We start from the raw sequence: 23,203 nt of genomic DNA on the forward strand, positions 1-23,203 counted from the left end.
TTTTCGGATGAAATAGCTTAGTTAAGTTCGGTCAGCGTATCGCTGAGACGAACCAGCTCGTGGTCGTGCGATGCAACCAGCACCGCGATGCCGTCGCTGGTGGTGTCCTTCAGGATGCCAATGATGCGGTTGGCGGCGGCACGGTCAAGGCTTGCCGTCGGTTCGTCGACCACCAGAACGCGGGTGCCAAGGATCAGGGCCCGGGCAATCGCCACGCGCTGGCGCTCACCGCCGGAGAGCTGGGCCGGGCGGTGGCGCATTCGGCGACCAAGGCCCACGAGGTCCAGGAGGTCCTTCGCCATCTCAGTGCGCTGTTCGACTTCGCCATCCGGGACAGCGGGCAGCAACACGTTCTCCAAGGCGCTCATGCCATCGATCAGGGCACCGCCCTGGTCCACGTAGCCGATCAGTGCACGGCGGCGGTCCGCGATTTCGTCGTCGCCCATGGCGTCCAGCGGCTGGCCCTCCCAGAAGACCTTGCCCGACGTCGGCAGCGTCAGTCCGGCGCTGACCGTGAGGATACTGGTTTTACCGGAGCCGCTTCGTCCCGCGACACAGTGCATCTCGCCGGCGTGGAGGGTCAGGTTGAAGTCGTCGACGACGTCGACTTCCTCAGCACCGCCCTTGTCACCGCCGTAGTGGATGGTGACCCTGCTCAGCTCCAGCGGGGTTGCGTGGTCGGCGGCCCTCACGATGGTGTTGGCCCTGGTCTGCAGCGACTCTTCCGTGGATTCCGGGGTGGCCGTCAGCTCGGGGTTGAGGTTGTCAGTCATTTGACTACTTTCGTTGCAATGGGAATCCAGCAAATTACGGCCAGCAGACCGGCGAGCCCGGCCCACAGGGCTGCGTAGGGGGCCAGGAGCAAGCCAAGCCCCAGGGCACCGAGGACACCCAAGGGAAGTGCCACTGTGCCGACAAGTGCGTTTTCGAAGAACCGGACCTGGCCCAGCATGTCCGGGTTCCAGCCCATGGCCCGCAAGGTACCAAGGTATTCCCGCTTGGCATGGAGCTCGAACCTGCCGGTGACCAAGGTCAGCAAGAGACCGACCACGACTCCGAAGACAGCGAGGATCACGCTTGGCAAAGCGATACTGGCCGCGGCCAGGCCACTGAGGGCGCTGGCACCTGCCGCGCGGGGGATGTCGATCAGCAGCGCGATCAGTGCACCCACTGCGGCGCCAAACACGCCCACGGCGACAGCGAGGGAGATGGAGTTGAACCGGTTTGTGGTCAGCTGCCTGTTGGCGAACGTCAGGGGTGAGTCAACGGTGACGAGTCGCTCGTCGTGCTGGGGTTCCTGGTCTATCACCACACGGTGACGCAGCTGCTGAGCTGCGAGGAGGGCAGCGGCACTGTAGATGACCAGCATGGTCACCGACACAATGACGGTGGCAATGTTCCAGCTCAGGAGACTGAGGATGACGCCTGCAGCAGCCAGTGCCGCAGCGCCTACAGCGAACTCTTCCAGCACCCAGGAGCGGATGCGCTTCTGGGTCCAGCCCATGGCGCGCAGGATGCCTGCCTCGCTTCTGCGCTGGCGGATATAGCTGACAGTGGACGCTCCTGTGAGGAGCGTGGCACCGAGCAACGTCAGGAACAGCAGCGTGATGTTGGTTCCGGTCAGGGAGCCGGAGACGGCGTCAGCCGCATTCTGCCGGACCCATGACTGCTGGACGGTGCCCAGCGGAGACTCCTTGCCGGCGTCGTCCTTGCTGTATCCGGGCACGAAGATGTTGGCGTCTTCGCGGGCGGAGCCGGCCACGACGGTGGCTTCCAGACCGAGTTCACGGATTTGTGCTGCCAGCTTCTCGACCTCGGGCTGGGCGGTCTTCCAGTTGCCGGTGGCGGATGCACGGACCCGCACTGCGTCAATGACGTTGGCGTTGGAGTCGTAACCGCGGGCAGCCGCAAGACCGTAGTAATCGGTGATGGCGCCCGCGGACTGGCTGACGAGGCCCGTCGCGCTGAGTGAGGGCTTGAGTTCCTTGCCCTCGACGTCTTTGCCTTCTGCGTCCTTGGTCAGGCTCATGGGCGTGGGGTCGTATCCGCCCAAGGGGAGCTTGTTGACATCGCCGGCCGCAGCCTGGACCGCGGCGGGGTCAAAGGTGCCGTAGACCATGGGCAGGGGTGCCGCAGGCTTCTTGCCTGTCTCAAGGTCTTCCCGGTAAGAGCGCTCGTCCACGGGCTTACGCTGGGTCTGGTCCACGGCAGCGCCGAAGGAGGACTTCTCGGGCAGGCGGTTGACGGTTACCCAGTCCCCCGGCGTCGCGCTCTTGTCGGAGGCACCATTGGCAGCTTCGTCGCCGTCCTTGTACTGCGGGGCGGCAGCGAAAGCAGTGCTCCAGGTAGCGGGGTTGTAGAGTCCCTGGCTGAAGGCAGCGGTGCTGCCCAGCAACTGGCTGTGGTCAGTGGAACCGGGCCATTCGAGGGCGAACGGGGACTTCGAAACGAAGGGCAGGTAGTCCTTGTCCAAGGACTCGGTGACAGTTCCTACGTCCTTGACCACTTTCCCGCTGGCGTCCAGTTCCTCGATCTTCACCGAGTACTTCAGGTCCAGGGACGTGCCCGTCCGCACGATCAACGGAATGGCCTTCGAATCAGCGGTCAGGAGTCCGTCACGCTTTGCCTGCTGGTACTGCGTCATGAGCGGCGCCCAGTACTTGAGCTTCACGCCGAGGAAGTCGGGTCCTTCTTCCAACTGGTCCATGGTGAGGCCCGTGGTGAAAAGGCTTTCGAAGTGGCGGCCGATGGCGCCGGCGTCGCGTGCGTCTGCAGGCGGTGCCTTCTCCAGCGGTGCCAGGAAGTCGCCTGCGGAACCCAGCAGTGCCCTTTCAGAGGCGGGATCGACGGCGACGACGGACTCGGTCACCTCGGGCGCCATGGGAAGCGCTACCGAGAGATTGAAGAGGTTGTGCTCGGAGCCGAGTGCGGGTGCCGGGAACTTGATGCCGGTCTCGCCATCGGGGCCGGCGATCCGGACGTTGCTTCCGCCTGCTGCCTGCTCCTGCACCAGGCGGCCCTTGCCCAAGGTGCCCTCGGCGCTGGTCTTGAAGAGTGTTTGCTCCTTGACGCCGTCAGAGCTCGTGGCGGACGCGGTCAAGCGGTACTTCTTGGGAGAATCAGAAAACACGGACTCCGCGGCGGGCCACTTGCTGGCATCCATGGCAGAGGGGTCCCCTGCCGTCACGGCTCCGGCGAGTCCTGCGTTGTACCCCAGGTAGTCCATCGCGTTCAGGCGCGGAGCTTCAAGGTTCTGGGACACCCGCGAGACAAGGCTGATGGGGGCTGCCACGGCGGTCTGGCCCATGCCCCGGATTTTCTCCAACTGGTCGAAGCTGATTCCGCCCTGGCCGTTGGCGATTTCCGGCTGGATCAGGGAACCACCGTCGTCCTTTTGTGACTGGTCAGGCTTGGCCTGGACCAGGATGTCGTAGAGTCCCCGCGAGTTCTCGTCCACTGTCCGGTTCAGAGCCGCCTGCGACTGGCTCTGAACGAGGACGGACAAGCACATTGCGACGATCAAAATGGCCGCGGTCAGCAGCAGCACACGGCTTCTGATGAACCTTTGGACGGCGTTCATTGGGCTCCCTGAGACCTTGATTGCGGGCGCGCACACATTGTCCGGTAATCCTGAAAAAACACAGCGGAATACCGGGCTGGGTGTGCTGAAAGTTGTGGCCGGCCTGCTGCCGGGTCCGAATCCCGGACCCAGCCATTGTAAGCAGACCGGCCACTTCTGCGTGCCAAAGGTGTGTCGCCGGCACGCGGACTTCAGCTGATGTGGATCAGTCCTAGTCCTCCAGGTCCACTTCGCGTACCATGTCTGCGCCAATGCCGGCCTTGATGGCTTCGAGCACCTGCTGCGGAACTGAACTGTCGATGGTCAGGAGGGCCAGAACCTGGCCGCCTTCAGTCTGGCGGGCAACCTGCATGCCACCGATGTTGATGTTGTTCATGCCGAGGATGTGGCCGATGGTGCCGATGACACCGGGGCGGTCGGCATAGGCCACCACCACGAGGTGCTCGCTGATGGGGATTTCGACGTCGTAGCCGTTGACACCTACCAGCTTCTCGACCTGCTTGGGACCGGTCAGGGTGCCGGCCACCGAGATCTGCGAACCGTCACTGAGGGCACCGCGGATGGTCAGGACGTTGCGGTAGTCCTCAGCCTCCGGCGTGGTGATGAGCCGGGTGTTGATGCCGCGCTGCTCGGCGATGACCGGTGCGTTGACGTAGGAAACCTGCTCCGTGACAACATCGGCGAACACACCCTTCAGGGCTGCCAGCTCAAGAACCTTGACGTCCAGGGCAGCGATCTCACCGGCAACTTCGACGTCGATCTGCGTCAGCGAAGCGTGGGTGAGCGCAGTGAAGATCCGGCCCAGCTTTTCGATCAGCGGGATGCCCGGACGGACATCGGAGGCAATAACGCCACCGGCAACATTCACGGCATCCGGCACGAGCTCACCGGCGAGGGCCAGGCGGACAGACTTGGCGACTGAAACGCCGGCCTTCTCCTGGGCTTCGTCGGTGGATGCGCCGAGGTGCGGGGTGACTACGACGTTGTCGAGTTCGAAGAACGGCAGGTCGGTGCTGGGCTCCTTGACGAAAACGTCCACGCCGGCGCCTGCGATCTGGCCTTCCTTCAATGCGATGTAAAGCGCTTCTTCGTCAATCAGGCCGCCGCGGGCAACGTTGATGACATAAGCGGATTCCTTCATCTTGCGGAAGGCGTCGGCGCCGAGCATGCCTACCGTTTCCGGTGTCTTGGGCATGTGGATGGTGATGAAGTCAGCGTTCTCCAGAAGTTCATCCAGCGTGACCAGCTTGACGCCCAACTGCGCCGCCCGGGCAGAGGTGATGTAGGGGTCATAGGCAAGGATTTCGGTTTCGAAGCCCTGGAGCCGTGCTGCCACCAAGGCGCCGATGCGGCCCAGGCCGATGATGCCGATCTTCTTCTCGAAGAGTTCGATGCCGGTGTACTTGGAACGCTTCCATTCGCCGTTCTTCAGCGCCGCGCTGGCCTGCGGAATGTGGCGGGCAAGGCTGAGGATGTGACCCACGGTGAGCTCCGCGGCCGAGACGATGTTGGACGTCGGCGCATTGACCACCATGACGCCGGCCTGCGTCGCGGACTTGATGTCCACGTTGTCCAGTCCTACTCCTGCACGGGCGATGACCTTGAGGTTCTTCGCCGCGGCAATTGCCTCGGCGTCCACCTGGGTGGCAGAGCGGACCAGGATGGCATCGACGTCGGCGATGGCAGACAGCAGCTGGGAACGGTCGGCACCGTCGGTCTGGCGGATTTCAAAATCCGGGCCCAATGCCTCGACTGTTGCGGGCGAAAGTTCCTCAGCGAGGAGGACTACGGGTTTGCTGGCTGACACGGGGTGGCACCTTACTTTGGACAACTTGGGACAGAACTGGACAAGGAGCGGATGCGTGGCCCGGGGCACGGCGCCGGGACCAGCCCAGAATATCGAATCCGGGCCGTGTTTCCGGTGCCGGCGAGGGATGTTACGGCCGGACCGGAAGCGATGTGAAGAAGTTCACAGCACCACCGGGAGTGCAATTCGGTGGAGAAACGGTGCTGGAAACGGCGGCGCCCGCCCGGCTGAAACTCGCCGGACGGGCGTCGCTGCTTAATGCTGGTGCAGTGCTGCTGCCACGAGGGGCAATCAGCGGGCTGCGGAACCTTCGACGTAGTCGGCGTCCTGCTGCTGCCAGGAGAACAGTGAACGCAGCTCGCGACCAACTTCTTCGATCGGGTGCTTCTCGGCCTTGGCGCGGAGTTCCTTGAACTCGGTTGCGCCGTTGTCCTGGTCGTCGATGAAGCGCTTTGCGAAAGCACCGTTCTGGATGTCCGCGAGGACAGCCTTCATGTTTTCCTTCACCTCGGGGGTGATGACGCGGGGACCGGAGACGTAGTCACCGTACTCGGCGGTGTCGGAAACGCTCCAACGCTGCTTGGCGATGCCGCCCTCCCACATGAGGTCAACAATGAGCTTGAGCTCGTGGAGAACCTCGAAGTAGGCGATCTGCGGCTGGTAGCCGGCTTCGGTGAGGGTTTCGAAGCCGTACTGGACGAGCTGGGAAACGCCACCGCAGAGAACAGCCTGCTCGCCGAAGAGATCGGTTTCGGTCTCTTCGGTGAAGGTGGTCTTGATGACGCCTGCGCGGGTGCCGCCGATTGCCTTGGCGTAGGACTTGGCCAGGTCCCAAGCGGAACCGGAAGCGTCCTGCTCGACGGCGATGATGTCCGGGATGCCACGGCCGGCTTCGAATTCGCGGCGCACAGTGTGCCCCGGTGCCTTCGGGGCGATCAGGATGACGTCAACGCCGGCCGGTGCTTCGATGTAGCCGAAGCGGATGTTGAAGCCGTGGGCGAACGCAAGTGCCTTGCCCTCGGTCAGCTTGTCCTTGATGGAGTCGTTGTAGATTGCGCGCTGGTGCTGGTCCGGCGCCAGGATCATGATGACGTCGGCCCATTCGGCGGCGTCGGCTACGTTCTTGACCGTGAAACCTGCGTCTTCGGCCTTGGCGGTCGACTTCGAGCCGTCCTTGAGTGCAATGACAACCTCGACGCCGGAATCGCGCAGGTTCAGTGCGTGGGCGTGGCCCTGGGAGCCGTAGCCAACGATGGCTACCTTGCGGCCCTGGATGATCGACAGGTCTGCGTCGTCGTCGTAGAACATTTCAGTCACTTGCGTAACTCCTCTTGAGTGGTTTTTCGTAGATATTGATGTGGTGCTGCGGTTCTGGACGCAACGCTCGGCGGGACGGGCCAACGAAATCCGCTGACCCATCGCGCCTGGTTTTACGCGGAGCGTAGCGCCCTGTCACTCATGGAGCGGGATCCCCGTCCAACGGCCAAGGTGCCGGACTGCACGATTTCACGGATGCCGAACGGCTCGAGCACTGACAAAAGCGCTGCGAGCTTCTCGGGGGTACCGGTTGCCTCGATCACCAACGAGTCTGTGGACACGTCGACGACAGCGGCACGGAACAGGTCTGCAGCCTGGGTAACCTGCAGACGTGTCGCGGCATCCGCACGTACCTTGACCAGGATGTGGTCACGCTGTACGGAAGATTCGGAAGTCAGCTCCACAATCTTGATCACGTTGACCAGTTTGTTGAGCTGCTTGGTGACTTGCTCGATGAGATCGCCGTCGGCATCGACGACGACCGTCATGCGGGACATCCCGGGAACCTCGGTGGGGCCCACAGCAAGTGAATTGATGTTGAACGCGCGCCGGGCGAAGAGGCTGGCCACGCGGGTCAGCACGCCGGGCTTGTCTTCGACCAGAACGGACAATGTGTGACGGCTCATGTCTAGTCCTCCTCTTCCCATTCCGGGGTCATGTTGCGGGCAACCTGGATCTGGTCATTGCTGACGCCCGAAGGCACCATCGGCCACACCATCGAGTTGGGGCTCACAACGAAGTCGATGACCACCGGGCGGTCATTGATCTCAAGCGCCTTCTGGATGGTGGCGTCGATGTCCTCGTCACGCTCACAACGCAAGGCTGCACAGCCATAGGCATCCGCCAGCTTGACGAAGTCCGGAATCCGGACGGTGTCGTGGCCGGTGTTCAAATCGGTGTTCGAGTAGCGGCCCTCGTAGAACAGGGTCTGCCATTGGCGGACCATACCCAGCGAGGAGTTGTTGATGATGGCCACCTTGATGGGGATGTTGTTGATGGCGCAGGTAGCCAGTTCCTGGTTGGTCATCTGGAAGCAGCCGTCTCCATCAATGGCCCAGACCACGCGGTCCGGCTCGCCGACCTTGGCACCCATCGCCGCGGGAACCGAGTAGCCCATGGTGCCGGCACCACCGGAGTTCAGCCAGGCATGCGGGCGCTCGTACTTGATGAACTGGGCGGCCCACATCTGGTGCTGGCCAACGCCTGCAACGTAAATGCCTTCCGGACCCGTGAGTTCACCAATGCGCTTGATGACGCGCTGCGGGGCGGACAGTCCGTCTTCGGGCTCCGTCCAACCCAGCGGGTAGGTCTCGCGCAGGTTGCCCAGGAAGGCCCACCATGCGTCGAGGTCCGGAGCACCGCTCTGCTCGAACTGGGTCTTCACGGCCTCCGTGAGTTCCGGAATGATTTCCTTGACCGAACCTACGATCGGGACATCGGCCGTACGGTTCTTGGAGATTTCCGCGGGGTCGATGTCGGCGTGAATGACCTTTGCAAAGGGCGCGAAGGTCTTCAGGACACCTGTCACGCGGTCATCGAAGCGGGCACCCAGGGTGATCAGCAGATCTGCCTGCTGGAGGGCGGTTACCGCGGAGACCGAACCGTGCATGCCGGGCATGCCGACGTGTTGCGGGTGGGAGTCCGGGAACGCTCCGCGGGCCATGAGGGTGGTGACCACGGGAGCGCCGGTAGCCAGAGCGAGTTCCATCAGTTCTGCAGATGCGTGGCCCTTGACCACGCCGCCGCCCACGTAGAGAACAGGCTTGCTGGATGCTGCGATCAGCTTGGCCGCTTCGCGGACCTGCTTGTTGTGCCCGCGGACCACGGGACGGTACCCGGGCAGATCCACTTTCGGTGGCCACGAGAACGTCATCTGGCCGACCTGGGCATCCTTGGCGATGTCCACCAGGACCGGACCGGGCCGGCCGGTGGATGCCAGGTGGAAAGCTTCGGCCATGACGTGCGGAATGTCGTTGGGGTCGGTCACCAGGAATGAGTGCTTGGTGATGGGCATCGTGATTCCCACGATGTCCGCTTCCTGGAAGGCATCGGTGCCGATGACTCCGCTGGCAACCTGGCCGGTGATGGCCACCATCGGCACGGAGTCCATGTGGGCATCCATGATGGCGGTAACGAGGTTGGTGGCACCGGGTCCCGAGGTGGCGATGCAAACGCCAACCCGTCCGGTAACCATGGCGTAGCCTTGCGCGGCGTGGCCGGCTCCCTGTTCGTGACGGACCAGGATGTGATTCATGCTGGAGGCCATCAAGGGGTCATAGGTGGGCAGGATCGCGCCACCGGGCAAACCAAAAATATCGTCCACGCCGAGTTCTTCGAGCGAACGGACAATTGCTTGCGAGCCGGTCATCACCGTCGGGGGTACAACGGTGTTCGGCCCAAGTACAGGAGAGAGAGGTGCAGCAGAATCGACGACGACGGACTCCGCCGATCGGTCGACCTTTTCCGGAGCTTTGTGGGCTCCAGCGGACTTTGCAGCCATCAGCGAGGGGCTGATCGGCGATCCTTTGCTCATCGGACTCTTCCTTAGTGGATCTTCAATGGGTGGGTCTTGGGAATAAAAAAACCCCTCAGCCTTGCGGCTCTTCGAGGGGTTTGCGCGTGACGGTTCGTTACCAGTCGGGCTAAGCCACGCGCTTGGTAAGGACGACGACGCCGACGGTAACGAATGTGATCATGCGTTCAGTGTTCCCTCAAAGTGAGATACGTGTCAATTGACCACTATCGTATCTCACTATTTGGACAGCGATGTCCGCCTGCCGGACTCCGCCCCATTGCCGGAGCGGAGTCCAAGACAGGAAATTATCCGCAGTAAGCTCCCGTGGAAGCACTGTGGACCAGTTTTGCGTACTTTGCCAGCACACCCTTGGTGAACTTGGCGGGCAGCGGCTGCCAGCCCTCCTTGCGGGCTTCGAGCTCCGCGTCATCAACCAGGAGGTCGAACGAACGGGCAGCGATGTCGACACGGATGCGGTCGCCGTCCTGCACAAAGGCGATCGGACCGCCGTCGACGGCTTCCGGCGCAACGTGGCCGATGCACAAGCCGGTGGTGCCGCCCGAGAAGCGGCCATCAGTCAGCAGCAGCACGTCCTTGCCCAACCCCGCGCCCTTGATGGCGCCGGTAATGGCAAGCATTTCGCGCATGCCAGGGCCGCCCTTGGGGCCCTCGTAGCGAATGACCACAACGTCGCCCTTGTGGATCTCGCCATTATCCAAGGCCGTCAGGGCGCCCTGCTCGCGCTCGAACACACGGGCGGTTCCCTCGAAGACGTCGGCATCGAAGCCGGCGCTCTTGACCACAGCGCCCTCCGGCGCCATGGATCCGTGGAGGATGGTGATGCCGCCGGTCTTGTGGATCGGGTTGTCCAGCGCGCGGAGGATCTTGCCATCCAGATCCGGCGGATTGATGGAGGCGAGGTTCTCGGCGAGGGTCTTGCCGGTGACGGTGAGGCAGTCGCCGTGCAGCAGGCCGGCGTCGAGCAGCGCCTTCATGATGACCGGCACGCCGCCGATCTTGTCGACGTCGGTCATGACGTAACGCCCAAAGGGCTTCAAGTCGCCGAGGTGCGGAATCTTGTCCCCGATGCGGTTGAAGTCATCCAGGGTCAGTTCGACCTCTGCCTCACGGGCGATCGCCAGCAAGTGCAGCACGGCGTTGGTGGAACCGCCGAACGCCATGGTCACGGCGATGGCATTTTCGAAGGCCTTCTTGGTCATGATGTCGCGCGCGGTGATGCCCAGGCGCAGCAGGTTGACCACCGCTTCGCCGGACTTGCGCGCAAAGTCATCACGACGGCGGTCTGCCGACGGCGGTGCCGCCGAGCCCGGGAGGGACATGCCAAGGGCTTCGCCGATGCACGCCATGGTGTTGGCCGTGTACATGCCGCCACAGGCGCCCTCGCCGGGACAGATGGCCTTTTCGATGCGGGTGAGGTCCTCCATACTCATCTTCCCGGCGGCGCAGGCACCCACCGCTTCGAAAGCGTCGATGAGGGTGACTTCCTTCTCCGAACCGTCTTCGAGCTTGACCCAGCCCGGCATGATCGAACCGGCGTAGAGGAACACCGAAGCGAGGTCCAGGCGGGCGGCCGCCATGAGCATCCCCGGGAGGGACTTGTCGCAACCGGCCAGCAAGACCGAACCATCAATGCGCTCGGCCTGCATCACGGTCTCCACGGAGTCGGCAATGACTTCGCGGGAGACGAGCGAGAAGTGCATGCCTTCATGGCCCATGGAAATGCCGTCCGATACGGAGATCGTGCCGAACTGCATCGGGAAGCCACCGCCGGCATGGACGCCTTCCTTGGCGCCCTGCGCGAGCCGGTTAAGGGAGAGGTTGCAGGGGGTAATTTCGTTCCACGAGCTGGCGACACCAATCTGGGGTTTGGCAAAGTCGTCATCGCCCATGCCGACGGCGCGGAACATGCCACGGGCGGGAGCGGCATGAATGCCATCGGTGACGACCCGGCTGCGGGGTTTGATGTCCGGCGTGTTGTCTGTAGCAATGTTGGTGTCGGTCATGGTCCAAAGTCTATGTGCACCTGGTGGCGCCAGCGCTTCTTCCCCGCCGGGTTAAGCCCGAACCGGCAATTATTGCGGAAACCCGGCACATGTGGAGTTGCGCCGGCGGCTCAGGTGTCGCCCGACTGGCGGGCGATCCCGGCAGCCTCAGCCTGGAGCATCTCCAGCACGCCTGCAATCGTGGCCCGTGCGGCCACTTCCTGCCGTGACAGGGCGACGATGCTTCTGCTCGCCTTTACTCCCGTGAGCGGACGGAGGACCAATCCCCTCCGTGCACTGGCGCGGGCCGTATAACGGGGAAGGAGGCAGATTCCGTGGCCTGCTCCCACCAGCGCTTCAAGGACCCTCAGGTCCGGATAACGCTGGCCGCGCGTGGCGTGCTTGCCTGCATGGACTTCGATTTGCCGAAGGACCGCGTCAAAGGGGAATCCCTCAGGAACGCCGATCCAGGGGTGGTCCACCACGTCCTCCGGAGTCAACCGCGCTTTGGACGCCAGCGGGTGCCCGGCAGGCATGGCAACGTCGAGTGCTTCCTCCAGCAGCGGGACTACCGCTAGTCCCGGCCGGGCAAAGACCTCGGGCCCATCCACGCTGTGCGCCAGCACAATGTCATAGTCGGCCACCAAAGGAGCAAAATGTGCCGTTCCCGGATCCTCGAAATGGGCATCGAAGCCCAGTCCCTCCACAGCGGCTACACGATGCAGCATTCCCGGCAGCAGCATTTCCGCCGCACTTGGAAAGAATGCCGCTGAAACATTGGTCTGCCAGCCTTTCCGGTAGCTGTCGACGGTGGACTCAGCGCGGGCCATGGCTGTAGCTATTTCGGCGGCTGCAGCAGCCATGGCGTGTCCGGCCTCAGTCAGCTGCACTCCCCTGCCGGCCTTTTCCACCAGGGTCACGCCCAATTCGGCCTGCAGGGTCTTCAACTGCTGGGAAACGGCGGAAGCAGTGACATTCATGGCATCTGCGGTGGCGCCCACGCTTTGGCGATCAGCCAGCTCCCGCAGAATCTGCAGCCTTTTGAAGTCCATGCAGCCAGACTAGGCGACGGGCAGGAATTCCTTCCAAAGAATTTGCCGCCCGACCTTCCTCAGTAATCTGATCAATTCCGGGGACCGGCCGACCAAAAGCTGGACAGCCCAATAGCAGGCACGTAACGTCTGAAATACCACGTACTGCACCCCTGTGAGCAGAAGGGCACCCGCCATGGATTGGTTAATTTGGGTCATTGTCATTGTTTTGGTCGTCGCGATTCTTTGGTGGCTCATGAGCCGCAACAAAACCTCGAATACCACCGCTAGCCCGGCTCCCGCAGCAATGGAGTCCACCAATACCGGAACCGTACCGGATCCGGGTGCGGTGACTGCGGGAGTCGCCGGACTGGCCGGCGTAACCAACCTTGGCAAAGCAGCTGCCGAGGGTAGCGGACCAACCGCTGACGAGCCGCTCCGGGAAGAAGAACGCGCAGAAGAAGAACGCGCAGAAGAACCACGCCCCGACGAAACAGCAGTTGAACCCCACGGCGAGACAAGTGAACCTGCCGTTGGTGAGGCCGGCGTTCGCCCCGGGGCCTCCGATGAATCCGCCGACGGGCAAACCGACATGCAAACCGACGTGCAGAAGGCCGCAACACCCGGCCTGACGGTCGAGGAACCGGTCATTGCAGCCCCGGTTGTCGAAGAGCCGGTGGTGGACGAACCGGTAGTGGATACCGACGCCAGGTTGCACACTGCCGACGCCGGCGACGTTGACGACTGGCAGGAGGCGCCCGCCGTCGAGGTCACCGCTGACGACGTCGCCAGGGCCGATGACGCAGCCGACAAAGCCGAGTGGGAATCATCGTGGACTGACGCTGCAGGCGCACCGGTCCATCACCAGGAGTACACTGCTCCGCACTCCCCCACACTCCCCGGTGCCGAGACCGCAGCCGGCGAAGACACCGTTGAAGACACCACAGCCGAAGAAGCCACGACTGAAGGCTCTGCGATCGAGGAAACCGGCCCGTCCGGGCACCTTGCCGCGGAGGAGCCCTACGGAACCGGCTCGTCCAGCACGCAGCGCGAAGGCCATCCTGTCAAGGCAATGGCGGCGACCATGACGTATCACGATGAGGACGCCGCCGACTACAACGACGTCGAAGCGGACGTCTGGTTCGAATCCGCAGCCCATGCTGAGGCAGCCGGATTCCGTCCGCCCCGGCGCAGCAGGCACTGATCCGGCCATCCGGAATCCGTCGCGTCAGGAGCAGCACACAGGCATGGGACACCAAGGTGCAGGAAAAGGCTTCACGGGAGGACAACGGCTTGTGGCGGCCGGCCATGCACTTGTGTTGGCAGCGGCACTTTCAGCCTGCACCGGCGGCACCTCCTCGCCCGGCACCGCGGCCACCCCGAATCCGGCCGGCTCCGGATCGAGCCGGACGGGGCAGGCCGCACCGCCGGCGCCTGAGGTCCTGCAAAAGCTCGACGTCGGGCTCCATCTGCCATGGTCCGTCGTCTTCCTGCCGGACGGCACCGCCGTAGTGTCCGAACGGGATTCGGCGCGGCTCGTGGGGATCAGAGACGGCCGCGCGACCCCGATAGCCGAGGTACCCGGCGTCGTTCCCGGCGGCGAAGGCGGATTGCTGGGACTTGCCGTGTCGCCGTCTTTTGCCTCCGACCGGTGGCTCTATGCCTATCTGACGTCGGCAACTGACAACCGGATTGTCCGGATGCAACTCAAGGAGGATGCCGACGGGCCCTCGGGGCTCGGCACACCGGAGGTCATCTTCCCTGGAATCCCGAAGGCGTCGACCCACAACGGAGGACGTATTCGTTTCGGTCCGGACGGAATGCTCTATGTCGGCACCGGGGACTCCCAGCGGAGGGAGCAACCGCAGGACACGGATGCCCTGGGTGGCAAGATCCTCCGCCTGACCCCGGAGGGGCGCCCCGCGCCGGGTAATCCTTTCGGTGACAATCCTGTGTACAGCTATGGGCACCGGAACGTCCAAGGCCTGGCCTGGGATGCCGAAGGTAGGCTGTGGGCAAGCGAGTTCGGCCCTGACGTGGACGACGAACTGAATCTCATCCTCCCCGGCGGCAATTACGGCTGGCCTCTGGTGACGGGGGCGCCGGGCCGAAGCGGTCTGACCGACGCGAAGGTCGTCTGGCCCTCGACGTCCGAGGCGTCGCCGAGCGGGCTGGAAATCATCAACGGCGTGGCTTACACCGGCGCCCTTCGCGGCCAGCGGCTCTGGGCCGTTCCCCTCGATGGCCCAACAGCAGGAACCCCTGTGGCTTATTTCACAGGCGGGTACGGCCGCTTGCGTGACGTTGCCCGCGCACCGAACGGCGATCTATGGGTGCTCAGCAACAACAAAAACCCTGACTTCGCGCTGATTTTGCGGAGCCAACCATGATGCGCGGCAAGTGCCCCGGCTCGATTTCGCACTTCGGACCAAGTCGTGTAGAGTTACTTGTCGTTGCGGAGATCGCCGGGGAAGGAAACGCCCCACGGATGATCGAAATCAACAGCTGCACCTCTAGCTCAACTGGCAGAGCAATTGACTCTTAATCAATGGGTTCCGGGTTCGAGTCCCGGGGGGTGCACCACTGAAAGACCCTGGAGTGAATTCACTCCAGGGTCTTTTGTTTTTCCTCAGGAATGCCATCCCGCGCCGTGCGCAGCTTCACTTCGAGCGTGGTTTTGAATCCGCGAATTGTGGTGTAGAGTTATTTGTCGTTGCGGAGGTCCGCAAGGAATGCGAATTCCCTCCAAGACCGAAACAATAGCTGCACCTCTAGCTCAACTGGCAGAGCAATTGACTCTTAATCAATGGGTTCCGGGTTCGAGTCCCGGGGGGTGCACCAAGACAAAAGGCTCCGGATCGTTCACACGATCCGGAGCCTTTACTTTTTTGACTGGCAGGAATTGCCGGCAGGGAAAGCCCCTTGCCGGTTTTGAATCAGGCCTGCGGCACGTCGCTTTCGACTTCCTGGGATTCCTGCTCGGGAGCGGGCAAGCCCGCAAGCCCCCGGACAACAATCCGGAGTTCCTCACGCAGCCTCGCAGTATCCACAGCGACAGGCGACAACACTTCCTGCTCCAGCTTCACAGCTTCCGCAAGGGCTGCGCTACCGGCCTCCGTCAAGGTGACCACGTGGCTTCTGCGGTCCGAGTCGCTGCGTTGGCGTGTAACGTGCCCGTGCAGCTCAAGCCTGGCAAGGGTGGTCCCCATGGTCTGGGCTTTAACCCTCGCAACTTCAGCCAAAGCCGCCTGGGTAATTGCACCCTTGGCTGCAAGTACTTGCATGGCAATGACCCCGGCGTGGGTAAGGCCGATGGACTTCAATTTTTCGTTCCACGAGATTTCCACCAGGCGGGCAGCTGTCGAAAGCAGTCGGGTAGTGGGCCATCTCTCCATATCTGGCATGCCGACAGTATATGCGCGCAAGAGCCGGGGACGTGGCTTCTGCGGTCTAAACTGGGAAATCGCGACCAAAAGCAAGGAGCATATTTTGGCTGAACGACTTATCCCCGGCGACGTTGCACCGGACTTCACCCTGCAGGACACCTCGGGCGAAAACATCAGTTTGTCCGACTTCCGGGGCCGAAAAACCATCGTCTACTTCTACCCGGCCGCCTCAACTCCCGGGTGCACCAAAGAGGCTTGTGACTTCAGAGACACTCTGGGCTCCCTGCAAGCGGCCGGCTACGAAGTTGTTGGAGTCTCCCCCGATTCCGTGGACGCCATCGCCAAATTTGCGGCGGAAGAGCAACTCACCTTCCCGCTGCTGTCCGACCAGGAGCACACCGTCGCCGACGCCTACGGGGCATGGGGCGAAAAGAAAAACTACGGCAGGACCTACCAGGGGCTGATCCGCTCCACCATCGTGGTTGACCCCGATGGCAAGGTTTCCCTGGCCCAGTACAACGTCCGCGCCACGGGCCACGTAGCCAAGCTGCGCCGGGACCTCAAGCTGGACGGGTAACGGGTACACTGGAGGCCGTATATGGCATCGGGCGCCCCAAGGGGGCCTGAATGCCGGCCGGCGCGAGTGGTGAAATTGGCAGACACGCAGGATTTAGGTTCCTGTGCCTTCGGGCGTGGGGGTTCAAGTCCCCCCTTGCGCACAAGAGTCAAGAAGGACCGTGGCCATGGGCACACGGAGCACCCCCGGTTGCAGAGCCGGGGGTTTTTCCTCAAGCAGCGGGGACAGCTACCTGAATAAGCGCTGGGAAGTGCGTTCGGGACGTTCAACTAGACTGGAATGTGGTCTGGCCTAAGCCGGCCGTGGCATTTCAACCGGCTTGAGGGGACAAGAGTGGCAAGCAGCAAAATGCGGAGCCTGACCGTGCAGTTGCTCAAGGTGGGCTCTGTTTTTGCAGTACTGGGGCTGGCGGCATGTACAGGAACGCCTGGCCCCGCGCCGTCGTCGTCTACCGGAAGCTCAGCCCCGGCCGAGCCGACGGCCACCTTCAATTTCGGCACGGCGTCGATGCCCTTGGGCCTTGACCCTGCCATGACGGCCGATTCCGAGTCCTACCGTGTAACGCGCCAGGTCCTTGAGGGACTGGTTGGTGTTGACGGATCAACCGGAGACACCACTCCCCTGCTGGCCACGGAGTGGAAAGACAGCAACAACGGTCTGACCTACGACTTCACCCTCCGCTCCAAAGTCACCTTCCACGACGGAACACCTTTCGACGCAACCGCAGTGTGTGCCAACTTCAGCCGCTGGTTCAGCTTCCCTGCCGATCTCCGGAAGCAGGCACCGGGAATCTCATTCCAGGGCGTTTTCAAGGCCTATTCGGACGAGCCCGTCTTCTCCATCTTCAAGGACTGCAAGGTGGTCTCACCCACCGACGTCCAAATCAACCTGACCAGGCCCTTCACCGGGTTCCTGCAGGCACTGACGCTTCCGGCCTTCGCCATTTCTTCCCCCGCCGCCCTTGAAGCGCAGCGCGCCAACGTTCTTGACCAGACCCGGAACGGCCAGGCAGTTTCTGCCTACGCGAGCCACCCCGTGGGGACCGGTCCCTACCAATTTGGAACCTGGGACGAAAACAAGATCACCCTCCAAAGCTACAAAGGCTATTGGGGCAACAGGGGCCAAATAGCCACCATCAATTTCATCCCTTACGACCGCGCCGAGACACGGCAGCAGGCTCTTCTGGATGGCAAAATCGACGCCTACGACCTCGTGACGCCGGCAACCTTCGACCAACTCGTCAAGAAGGGTGTCCAGATCATCCAACGGGACCCGTTCTCCGTGATGTACCTGGGCATCAACCAGGCAGTGGCACCCCTGGACAAGCTGGAGGTCCGCCAAGCCATTGAAATGGCCGTGGACAAAGAATCCCTGATCCGCAAGTTCTTCATCGACAACACTGCTCAGGCGTCCCAGTTCGTGCCGCCAAAGCTCAGCGGCTTCAACAACAACGCCCCGTCGCTGGGATACAACCCCGAGAAGGCCAAACAGCTTCTCGAGAAGGCCGGCTACAAGGGTGAGGAACTGAAGTTCTACTATCCGTTGAATGCCACGCGGGCCTACATGCCCACTCCCGAGAAGATCTACGCCGAAATAAGCCGCCAGCTGGTTGCCGTTGGCCTCAACATCAAACCGGTTCCCATTGACTGGGAAAACGGCTACCTCCAAAAGGTCCAGTCCGCCGGGGACCGTGGGCTGCACCTGCTCGGATGGAACGGCTCGTACGCCGATGCCGACAACTTCCTGGGGCCCCTCTTCGGAGAAAGCCGCGCGGAGTTCGGCTACACGGACTCGGAGGTCTTCCACAAAATCGAAAGGGCACGCGCCATGCCTGAGGGCGATGACCGCAATGCCCAGTACCAGGCCATCAATGCCGAGATTGCCGCGTCCGTGCCGGCAGTCCCGATCGCCTTCCCCATCTCGGCCCTGGCGTTGTCCAACAAGGTGGAAAGCTACCCCGCTTCACCGGTCCTCAACGAAGTTTTCACGAACGTCCGCTTAAAGCCTTGACGATTCCCCACAATTTCAGTATTGGGTCTGCACGGGGATATTCTGTGACAGCCAGTGCCGCCGCTAACGGAGATTGATCGTGACCTTCATTTCCAAGACTCAACATGCCGACGTCGTCCTTATTGGCGGCGGAATCATGAGTGCCACCCTCGGTGCGTTCATCAAGCAACTTGAACCCACCTGGACCATCTCCCTGTTCGAACGACTCGACGAAGCGGGGCTCGAGAGCTCTGGACCGTGGAACAACGCCGGCACCGGACACGCTGCCCTGTGTGAGCTTAACTACTCACCCGCAGCCAAGGACGGTTCCGTGGATCCTTCCAAGGCCCTCCACATCAACGAGCAGTTCCAGCTCTCACGCCAGTTCTGGTCCCACTTGGTGGACAGCAAGGTGATCGGATCGCCCAAGGGCTTCATCAACACCGTTCCGCACATGAGCTTCGTCATTGGCGAGGACCACGCGAAATTCCTCAAGACCCGCTACGAGGCCCTCAAGCCCAACACGCTGTTCCGCAGCATGGAGTACACCGAGGACCAGGACCAAATCGCCAAGTGGGCACCCCTGATCGTCAAGGGCCGTGACCGCAAGCAGCGTGTCGCCGCCACCCGCGCAGCGGAAGGCACCGACGTCGATTTCGGCGCCCTGACCCGCGAGCTGACCGGTTACCTTCAGGGCAGCGGCGCCGAGGTCAACTACGGCCACGACGTCACCAACATCAACCGCGCAGCAGGCGGCGGCTGGGATCTGTCCATCAAGCATGCCAAGTCCGGCGAGCACGGCCGTATCCACGCCAACTTTGTCTTCGTTGGCGCCGGCGGCGGTGCGCTCCACCTGCTGCAGGCCTCGGGCATCCCGGAAAGCAAGGGCTACGGCGGATTCCCCGTATCGGGACAGTTCTTCCGCTGCACCGATGATGCCATCACCTCCCAGCACAGCGCCAAGGTCTACGGCCAGGCCTCGGTCGGCGCTCCCCCGATGTCCGTACCCCACCTGGACACCCGCTTTGTTGACGGAAAGCGTTCCCTCCTGTTCGGTCCTTACGCCGGCTTCTCCACCAACTTCCTGAAGACTTCCAGCTACCTTGACCTTCCCCTGTCCATCCGCCCGGGGAACATCATCCCCATGCTGGCAGTGGCCAAGGACAACATGGATCTCACGGCCTACCTCATCAAGGAGGTTGCCAAGCGGCACGAAGCCAAGGTGGAATCGCTGCGCGAGTACTACCCCGAGGCCGTCGGCAGCAACTGGGAACTGATCACTGCCGGCCAGCGTGTACAGATCATCAAGAAGCATCCCCAGAAGGGTGGTGTCCTGCAGTTCGGCACCGAGGTCATCGCCTCCCGCGACGGCTCCATCGGCGCCCTCCTCGGTGCATCGCCTGGAGCGTCCACGGCTGTGCCGATCATGATCGAACTGCTGCAGAAGTCCTTCCCCAAGAACTTCAAGGGATGGCAGTCCAAGCTCAAGGACATGATGCCGGGCTACGGCGTCAAGCTCAATGAGAACCCGGACCTTGCCGCCGAACTGGAGGCCAGCACAGCCAGGTCCCTGCAATTGGAAGTGGCCAACGCCGTCCAGGGCTAGGCCACACCCCGGGGCTGCGGCCGGTTCCCGTCAGACGAATCGTTTCGTAGACCACAGGAGTCGATGCAATGTTCCGCCTGGCCAAGCTTTCCCTGGGCAACCGGGCCCTGATCGCGCTGATCACCGTCTTTGCGGCGGTGTTCGGCGTGATCACCATGGGGTCGCTGAAGCAGGAACTCATCCCGTCCATCGAGTTCCCTCAGATTACAGTTGTCACCTCCATGCCAGGCGCTTCGCCGGAGGTGGTGGACAAGCAGCTGAGCCAGCCCCTTGAAACTGCGCTGAACAGCGTCGAAGGGCTTGAATCAACCTCGTCCACCTCACGCAACGGCGTCTCGCAGATCACCATGGTGTTCACCTATGGCTCTAATCTCGATCGCGCACGCAACCAGATCGACCGGGCCATTTCCAACGCCAAGCGAGTGCTGCCCGCCAACGTGGAGCCCCAGTCCATCGCGGGCAACATCAGCGACTTCCCGATCGTCTACCTGGCCGTTTCGTCCGACAAACCGCTGAGTGAACTCAACGCGGACCTGCTCAGGCTCAGCGTGCCCCGCCTCCAGAAGATCGACGGCGTCCGGGGCGCCGACGTGACTGGCGGCGCCAGCCAGCACATCCTGATCCAGCCCCGCCAGGCCGATCTCGCCTCAACGGGAGCCTCGGTCCAATCCATCAGCAGCGCGCTGAAGAACAACGGGACCCTGGTTCCCGTCGGCACCATCGAGGACCAGGGCAAAACGCTCTCCCTCCAACTCGGCAGTCCTGTGGACTCCCTGGACGTTATCAAGGGACTTCCGCTGGCAGGAACCAGCAAAGCCACCACCATCGGTGCCGTAGCAGACGTCAGCATCGAAGACGACGCCGCCACATCAATTACGCGAACCAACGGCAAGCCGACGTTGGCCCTGTCCGTCACGAAGAAGCCCGAGGGCGATACTGTGGCGATCTCCCATGCTGTCCGTGACGCCATCGGGACGATGGAAGAGGAACTGGGGAACAACGCCACCTTCACTCCTGTTTTTGACCAGGCCCCGTTCATTGAGAAATCCATCAAGGACCTCACCACTGAAGGGCTCCTGGGCCTTGGCTTTGCCGTGGCGGTCATCCTGGTGTTCCTGATGTCCGTCCGCTCGACCTTGGTCACGGCAGTGTCCATTCCGCTGTCCCTGCTGATAACTTTCATTGGCATCTCTGCCACCGGGTACTCACTGAACATCCTCACGCTGGGCGCCCTCACCATTGCCATCGGGCGTGTGGTGGATGACTCAATCGTGGTGATCGAGAACATCAAACGGCACTTGAGCTACGGCGAACACAAGCTCACGGCCATCCTGACATCGATCCGCGAGGTGGCGGGGGCCATTACGGCGTCGACGCTGACGACGGTTGCAGTGTTCCTTCCGATTGCGTTCGTGGGCGATCTCGCCGGTGAGTTATTCCGCCCCTTCGCGCTGACCGTGACCATAGCTTTGTTGTCCTCGCTCCTGGTTTCCCTGACCATCGTCCCCGTACTGGCTTACTGGTTCCTGTCGTCGCCCAGGAAGGTCGCCGAGGCCGCTAACTCCGATACGGAAGGCTCCGGTAAGGAAACGGCGGAGAAAGCACGTGAAGCCGAGCAGCGGAGCCGGCTCCAGCGCGGCTACCTTCCGATCCTGACAAAGACCCAGAAGCACCCCGTCATGACCTTGTCCGCCGCAGCCCTGATCCTGGTGGCGACCATTGCCGTGTCACCGTTGCTGGCCACGGACCTGCTGGGCCGCTCCGGGGAGAACAGCATGACGGTCCGGCAGGTCCTGCCGGCCGGCACCAGCCTGCAGGCAACCAGCGAAGAGGCCACGAAGGTTGAGGATGCCCTCAAGGGCATCGAGGGCATCAAGGATGTGCAGGTAACCTCCGGCAACGCCCAGACCGGCTTCGCTGCCCTGACATCGACGGGTTCATCGAACTCGACGTTCACGATCGTCACGGACGAGAAAGTCAACCAGGGCAAGCTCCAGGAGGAAGTCCGGAACAAGCTGGCCGGGGCGGCAGGCAAGATCACCGTTGGCTCCCAGCAAGGCGGCTTCGGGACGTCCTCCACAGTGGATATCACCATCAAGGCTGCCAACTCCGCTGACCTGAAGACGGCCAGTGATGCCATGGTCAAGGCCATGGAGGGTGTTCCCGGCAGCACGGAAGTCTCAACCAACCTGGCATCCACCCAGTCCGTGGTCCAGGTCCGGGTTGACCGTGCCAAGGCAGTAGCTGCGGGTTTGACCGAGGAACAAGTGGGTGCGTTCCTCGCCTCCACGGTCAGCCCCATCCCTGCCGGCACAGTCCGGATCGACACGGATGACTACCCGGTCCAGATCGGCCAAGGGACCCGGTTCACCAGCCTTGCCGCCGTTCGGGCGCTCCAGCTCCCCACGGCCCGCGGAGGCGTCGCGCTCGAGACCATCGCCGCCGTCGAACAAGTGGACACGCCGGTATCCATCACCAGCAGCAACGGCCAGCGGACCGCGCGGGTGACCGTCACGCCGTCGGGATCCAACCTCGGCAGCGTCAGCACCGCCGTGCAGGAGCGGCTCGCCAAGGTAGATCTGCCCGCCGGAGTCACCGCCACCATCGGCGGCGCCACCACCCAGCAGGCGGAGTCTTTCCGCCAACTGGGCCTGGCGCTTCTGGCGGCGATTGCCATTGTCTACGTGATCATGGTGGCGGCATTCAAGTCACTCATCCAGCCCCTGATCCTGCTGGTCTCCGTGCCGTTCGCGGCCACAGGCGCCATCGGCCTCCTGTTGCTGACAGGTGTGCCGTTGGGCCTGCCGTCACTGATCGGCATGCTGATGTTGGTGGGCATCGTGGTGACCAACGCGATTGTCCTGATCGACCTCATCAATCAATACCGGAAACCGCATGACGGCCGCCCCGGCATGACCGTCGCTGACGCCATCACCCATGGTGCCCGGCAACGTCTCCGCCCCATCCTGATGACGGCGCTGGCAACTGTTTTCGCTTTGACTCCGATGGCGCTGGGCCTGACAGGCGGTGGAGGCTTTATCTCGCAACCTTTGGCCATCGTCGTCATTGGCGGTCTTGTCTCTTCAACGGCCCTGACCCTGGTGCTGGTCCCTGTCCTGTACAAACTGGTGGAAGGACGCAGGGAGAAGAAGCAATTGCTGCGTGAGCTGCAGGAGAAGCCAACTCCAGCACCCGGAAACAACAGCCAGGGAAGCAACGGCCAGGGCGGCAGTGGTGCAGACGAGTTCCAGGACTGGACCACGGGCATGATCCCCCGGGTCAAGGGCCGCCGCGCGGCCCACAATCCCGGGGAGTAGCTCCTCAACAATCACCTAAGCAGGGCCGGGAACAATTCCCGGCCCTGTCCTGTTACAGGCACTGATACATGCAAA

15 protein-coding genes and 3 tRNA genes are annotated in these 23,203 nt (G+C 62.6%); 9 read left to right on the plus strand and 9 right to left on the minus strand.

Annotated elements, in window-relative coordinates; translation table 11 throughout:
• Positions 1-17 precede the first annotated feature (17 nt).
• The 8 genes from HMI60_RS12020 to HMI60_RS12055 form a co-directional block, all read right to left on the minus strand.
• Entirely contained in the window at positions 18-773 is a 756-nt protein-coding gene (locus HMI60_RS12020; RefSeq protein ID WP_018776256.1) for an ABC transporter ATP-binding protein, read from the minus strand.
• Positions 770-3,580, minus strand: coding sequence for an FtsX-like permease family protein (locus HMI60_RS12025; protein WP_193589718.1), 2,811 nt, complete (start codon positions 3,578-3,580; stop codon positions 770-772). Before HMI60_RS12025 ends, HMI60_RS12020 begins: the two co-directional genes overlap by 4 nt.
• Positions 3,581-3,791: 211 nt before the next feature.
• Positions 3,792-5,387 carry a phosphoglycerate dehydrogenase gene (gene serA / locus HMI60_RS12030; RefSeq protein ID WP_018776258.1) on the minus strand — a complete coding sequence of 532 codons (1,596 nt, stop codon included), beginning with the start codon at positions 5,385-5,387 and terminating at the stop codon, positions 3,792-3,794.
• 291 nt (positions 5,388-5,678) lie between these two features.
• Positions 5,679-6,704: a ketol-acid reductoisomerase gene (gene ilvC / locus HMI60_RS12035; protein WP_018776259.1), complete on the minus strand. Its 1,026-nt coding sequence runs from the start codon at positions 6,702-6,704 to the stop codon at positions 5,679-5,681.
• A 113-nt stretch (positions 6,705-6,817) separates the two neighbouring features.
• Positions 6,818-7,330: an acetolactate synthase small subunit gene (gene ilvN, locus HMI60_RS12040; RefSeq protein ID WP_011775174.1), complete on the minus strand. Its 513-nt coding sequence runs from the start codon at positions 7,328-7,330 to the stop codon at positions 6,818-6,820.
• A gap of 2 nt (positions 7,331-7,332) precedes the next feature.
• Complete coding sequence (locus tag HMI60_RS12045; protein WP_018776260.1) at positions 7,333-9,237, minus strand: acetolactate synthase large subunit; 1,905 nt, start codon at positions 9,235-9,237, stop codon at positions 7,333-7,335.
• A gap of 287 nt (positions 9,238-9,524) precedes the next feature.
• Positions 9,525-11,243 (minus strand): dihydroxy-acid dehydratase, encoded by a 1,719-nt coding sequence (ilvD, locus tag HMI60_RS12050; RefSeq protein WP_018776261.1) that lies wholly within the window; start codon positions 11,241-11,243, stop codon positions 9,525-9,527.
• Positions 11,244-11,353: 110 nt separating this feature from the next.
• Positions 11,354-12,274, minus strand: a complete 921-nt coding sequence (locus HMI60_RS12055; protein ID WP_018776262.1) for a LysR family transcriptional regulator — start codon at positions 12,272-12,274, stop codon at positions 11,354-11,356.
• Positions 12,275-12,449: 175 nt separating this feature from the next.
• On the opposite strand from HMI60_RS12055, the gene HMI60_RS12060 reads away from it, so the two are divergent.
• The 4 genes from HMI60_RS12060 to HMI60_RS12075 all read left to right on the plus strand — a co-directional run bounded on the left by HMI60_RS12060 (position 12,450) and on the right by HMI60_RS12075 (position 15,094).
• A complete protein-coding gene (locus HMI60_RS12060; protein ID WP_227453523.1) occupies positions 12,450-13,457 on the plus strand; it encodes a hypothetical protein in 1,008 nt (335 codons plus the stop codon).
• Between the two features lie 43 nt (positions 13,458-13,500).
• The gene (locus tag HMI60_RS12065; protein ID WP_193591172.1) at positions 13,501-14,643 is read left to right on the plus strand and encodes a sorbosone dehydrogenase family protein; all 1,143 of its coding nucleotides are present in this window, start codon (positions 13,501-13,503) and stop codon (positions 14,641-14,643) included.
• A gap of 117 nt (positions 14,644-14,760) precedes the next feature.
• Positions 14,761-14,836: transfer RNA gene (locus HMI60_RS12070), tRNA-Lys, on the plus strand.
• Positions 14,837-15,018: 182 nt separating this feature from the next.
• Positions 15,019-15,094, plus strand: a tRNA-Lys gene (locus HMI60_RS12075).
• Between the two features lie 95 nt (positions 15,095-15,189).
• On the opposite strand, the gene HMI60_RS12080 is transcribed toward HMI60_RS12075, so the two are convergent.
• Positions 15,190-15,657, minus strand: coding sequence for a MarR family winged helix-turn-helix transcriptional regulator (locus HMI60_RS12080; RefSeq protein WP_026266909.1), 468 nt, complete (start codon positions 15,655-15,657; stop codon positions 15,190-15,192).
• An 85-nt stretch (positions 15,658-15,742) separates the two neighbouring features.
• Here HMI60_RS12080 and bcp point away from each other — a divergent pair, with 85 nt between their 5' ends.
• The 5 genes from bcp to HMI60_RS12105 all read left to right on the plus strand — a co-directional run bounded on the left by bcp (position 15,743) and on the right by HMI60_RS12105 (position 23,128).
• Entirely contained in the window at positions 15,743-16,216 is a 474-nt protein-coding gene (bcp, locus tag HMI60_RS12085) for a thioredoxin-dependent thiol peroxidase (protein WP_110503980.1), read from the plus strand.
• A 60-nt stretch (positions 16,217-16,276) separates the two neighbouring features.
• Positions 16,277-16,358: transfer RNA gene (locus HMI60_RS12090), tRNA-Leu, on the plus strand.
• Positions 16,359-16,549: 191 nt separating this feature from the next.
• Positions 16,550-18,226: an ABC transporter substrate-binding protein gene (locus tag HMI60_RS12095; protein WP_370584007.1), complete on the plus strand. Its 1,677-nt coding sequence runs from the start codon at positions 16,550-16,552 to the stop codon at positions 18,224-18,226.
• Between the two features lie 79 nt (positions 18,227-18,305).
• Positions 18,306-19,811, plus strand: a complete 1,506-nt coding sequence (locus tag HMI60_RS12100; protein WP_018776268.1) for a malate:quinone oxidoreductase — start codon at positions 18,306-18,308, stop codon at positions 19,809-19,811.
• A 68-nt stretch (positions 19,812-19,879) separates the two neighbouring features.
• Positions 19,880-23,128: an efflux RND transporter permease subunit gene (locus HMI60_RS12105; RefSeq protein WP_193589719.1), complete on the plus strand. Its 3,249-nt coding sequence runs from the start codon at positions 19,880-19,882 to the stop codon at positions 23,126-23,128.
• Positions 23,129-23,203 lie beyond the last annotated feature (75 nt).

Source organism: Paenarthrobacter sp. YJN-D (assembly GCF_015040335.1).
GTDB lineage: Bacteria > Actinomycetota > Actinomycetes > Actinomycetales > Micrococcaceae > Arthrobacter > Arthrobacter nicotinovorans.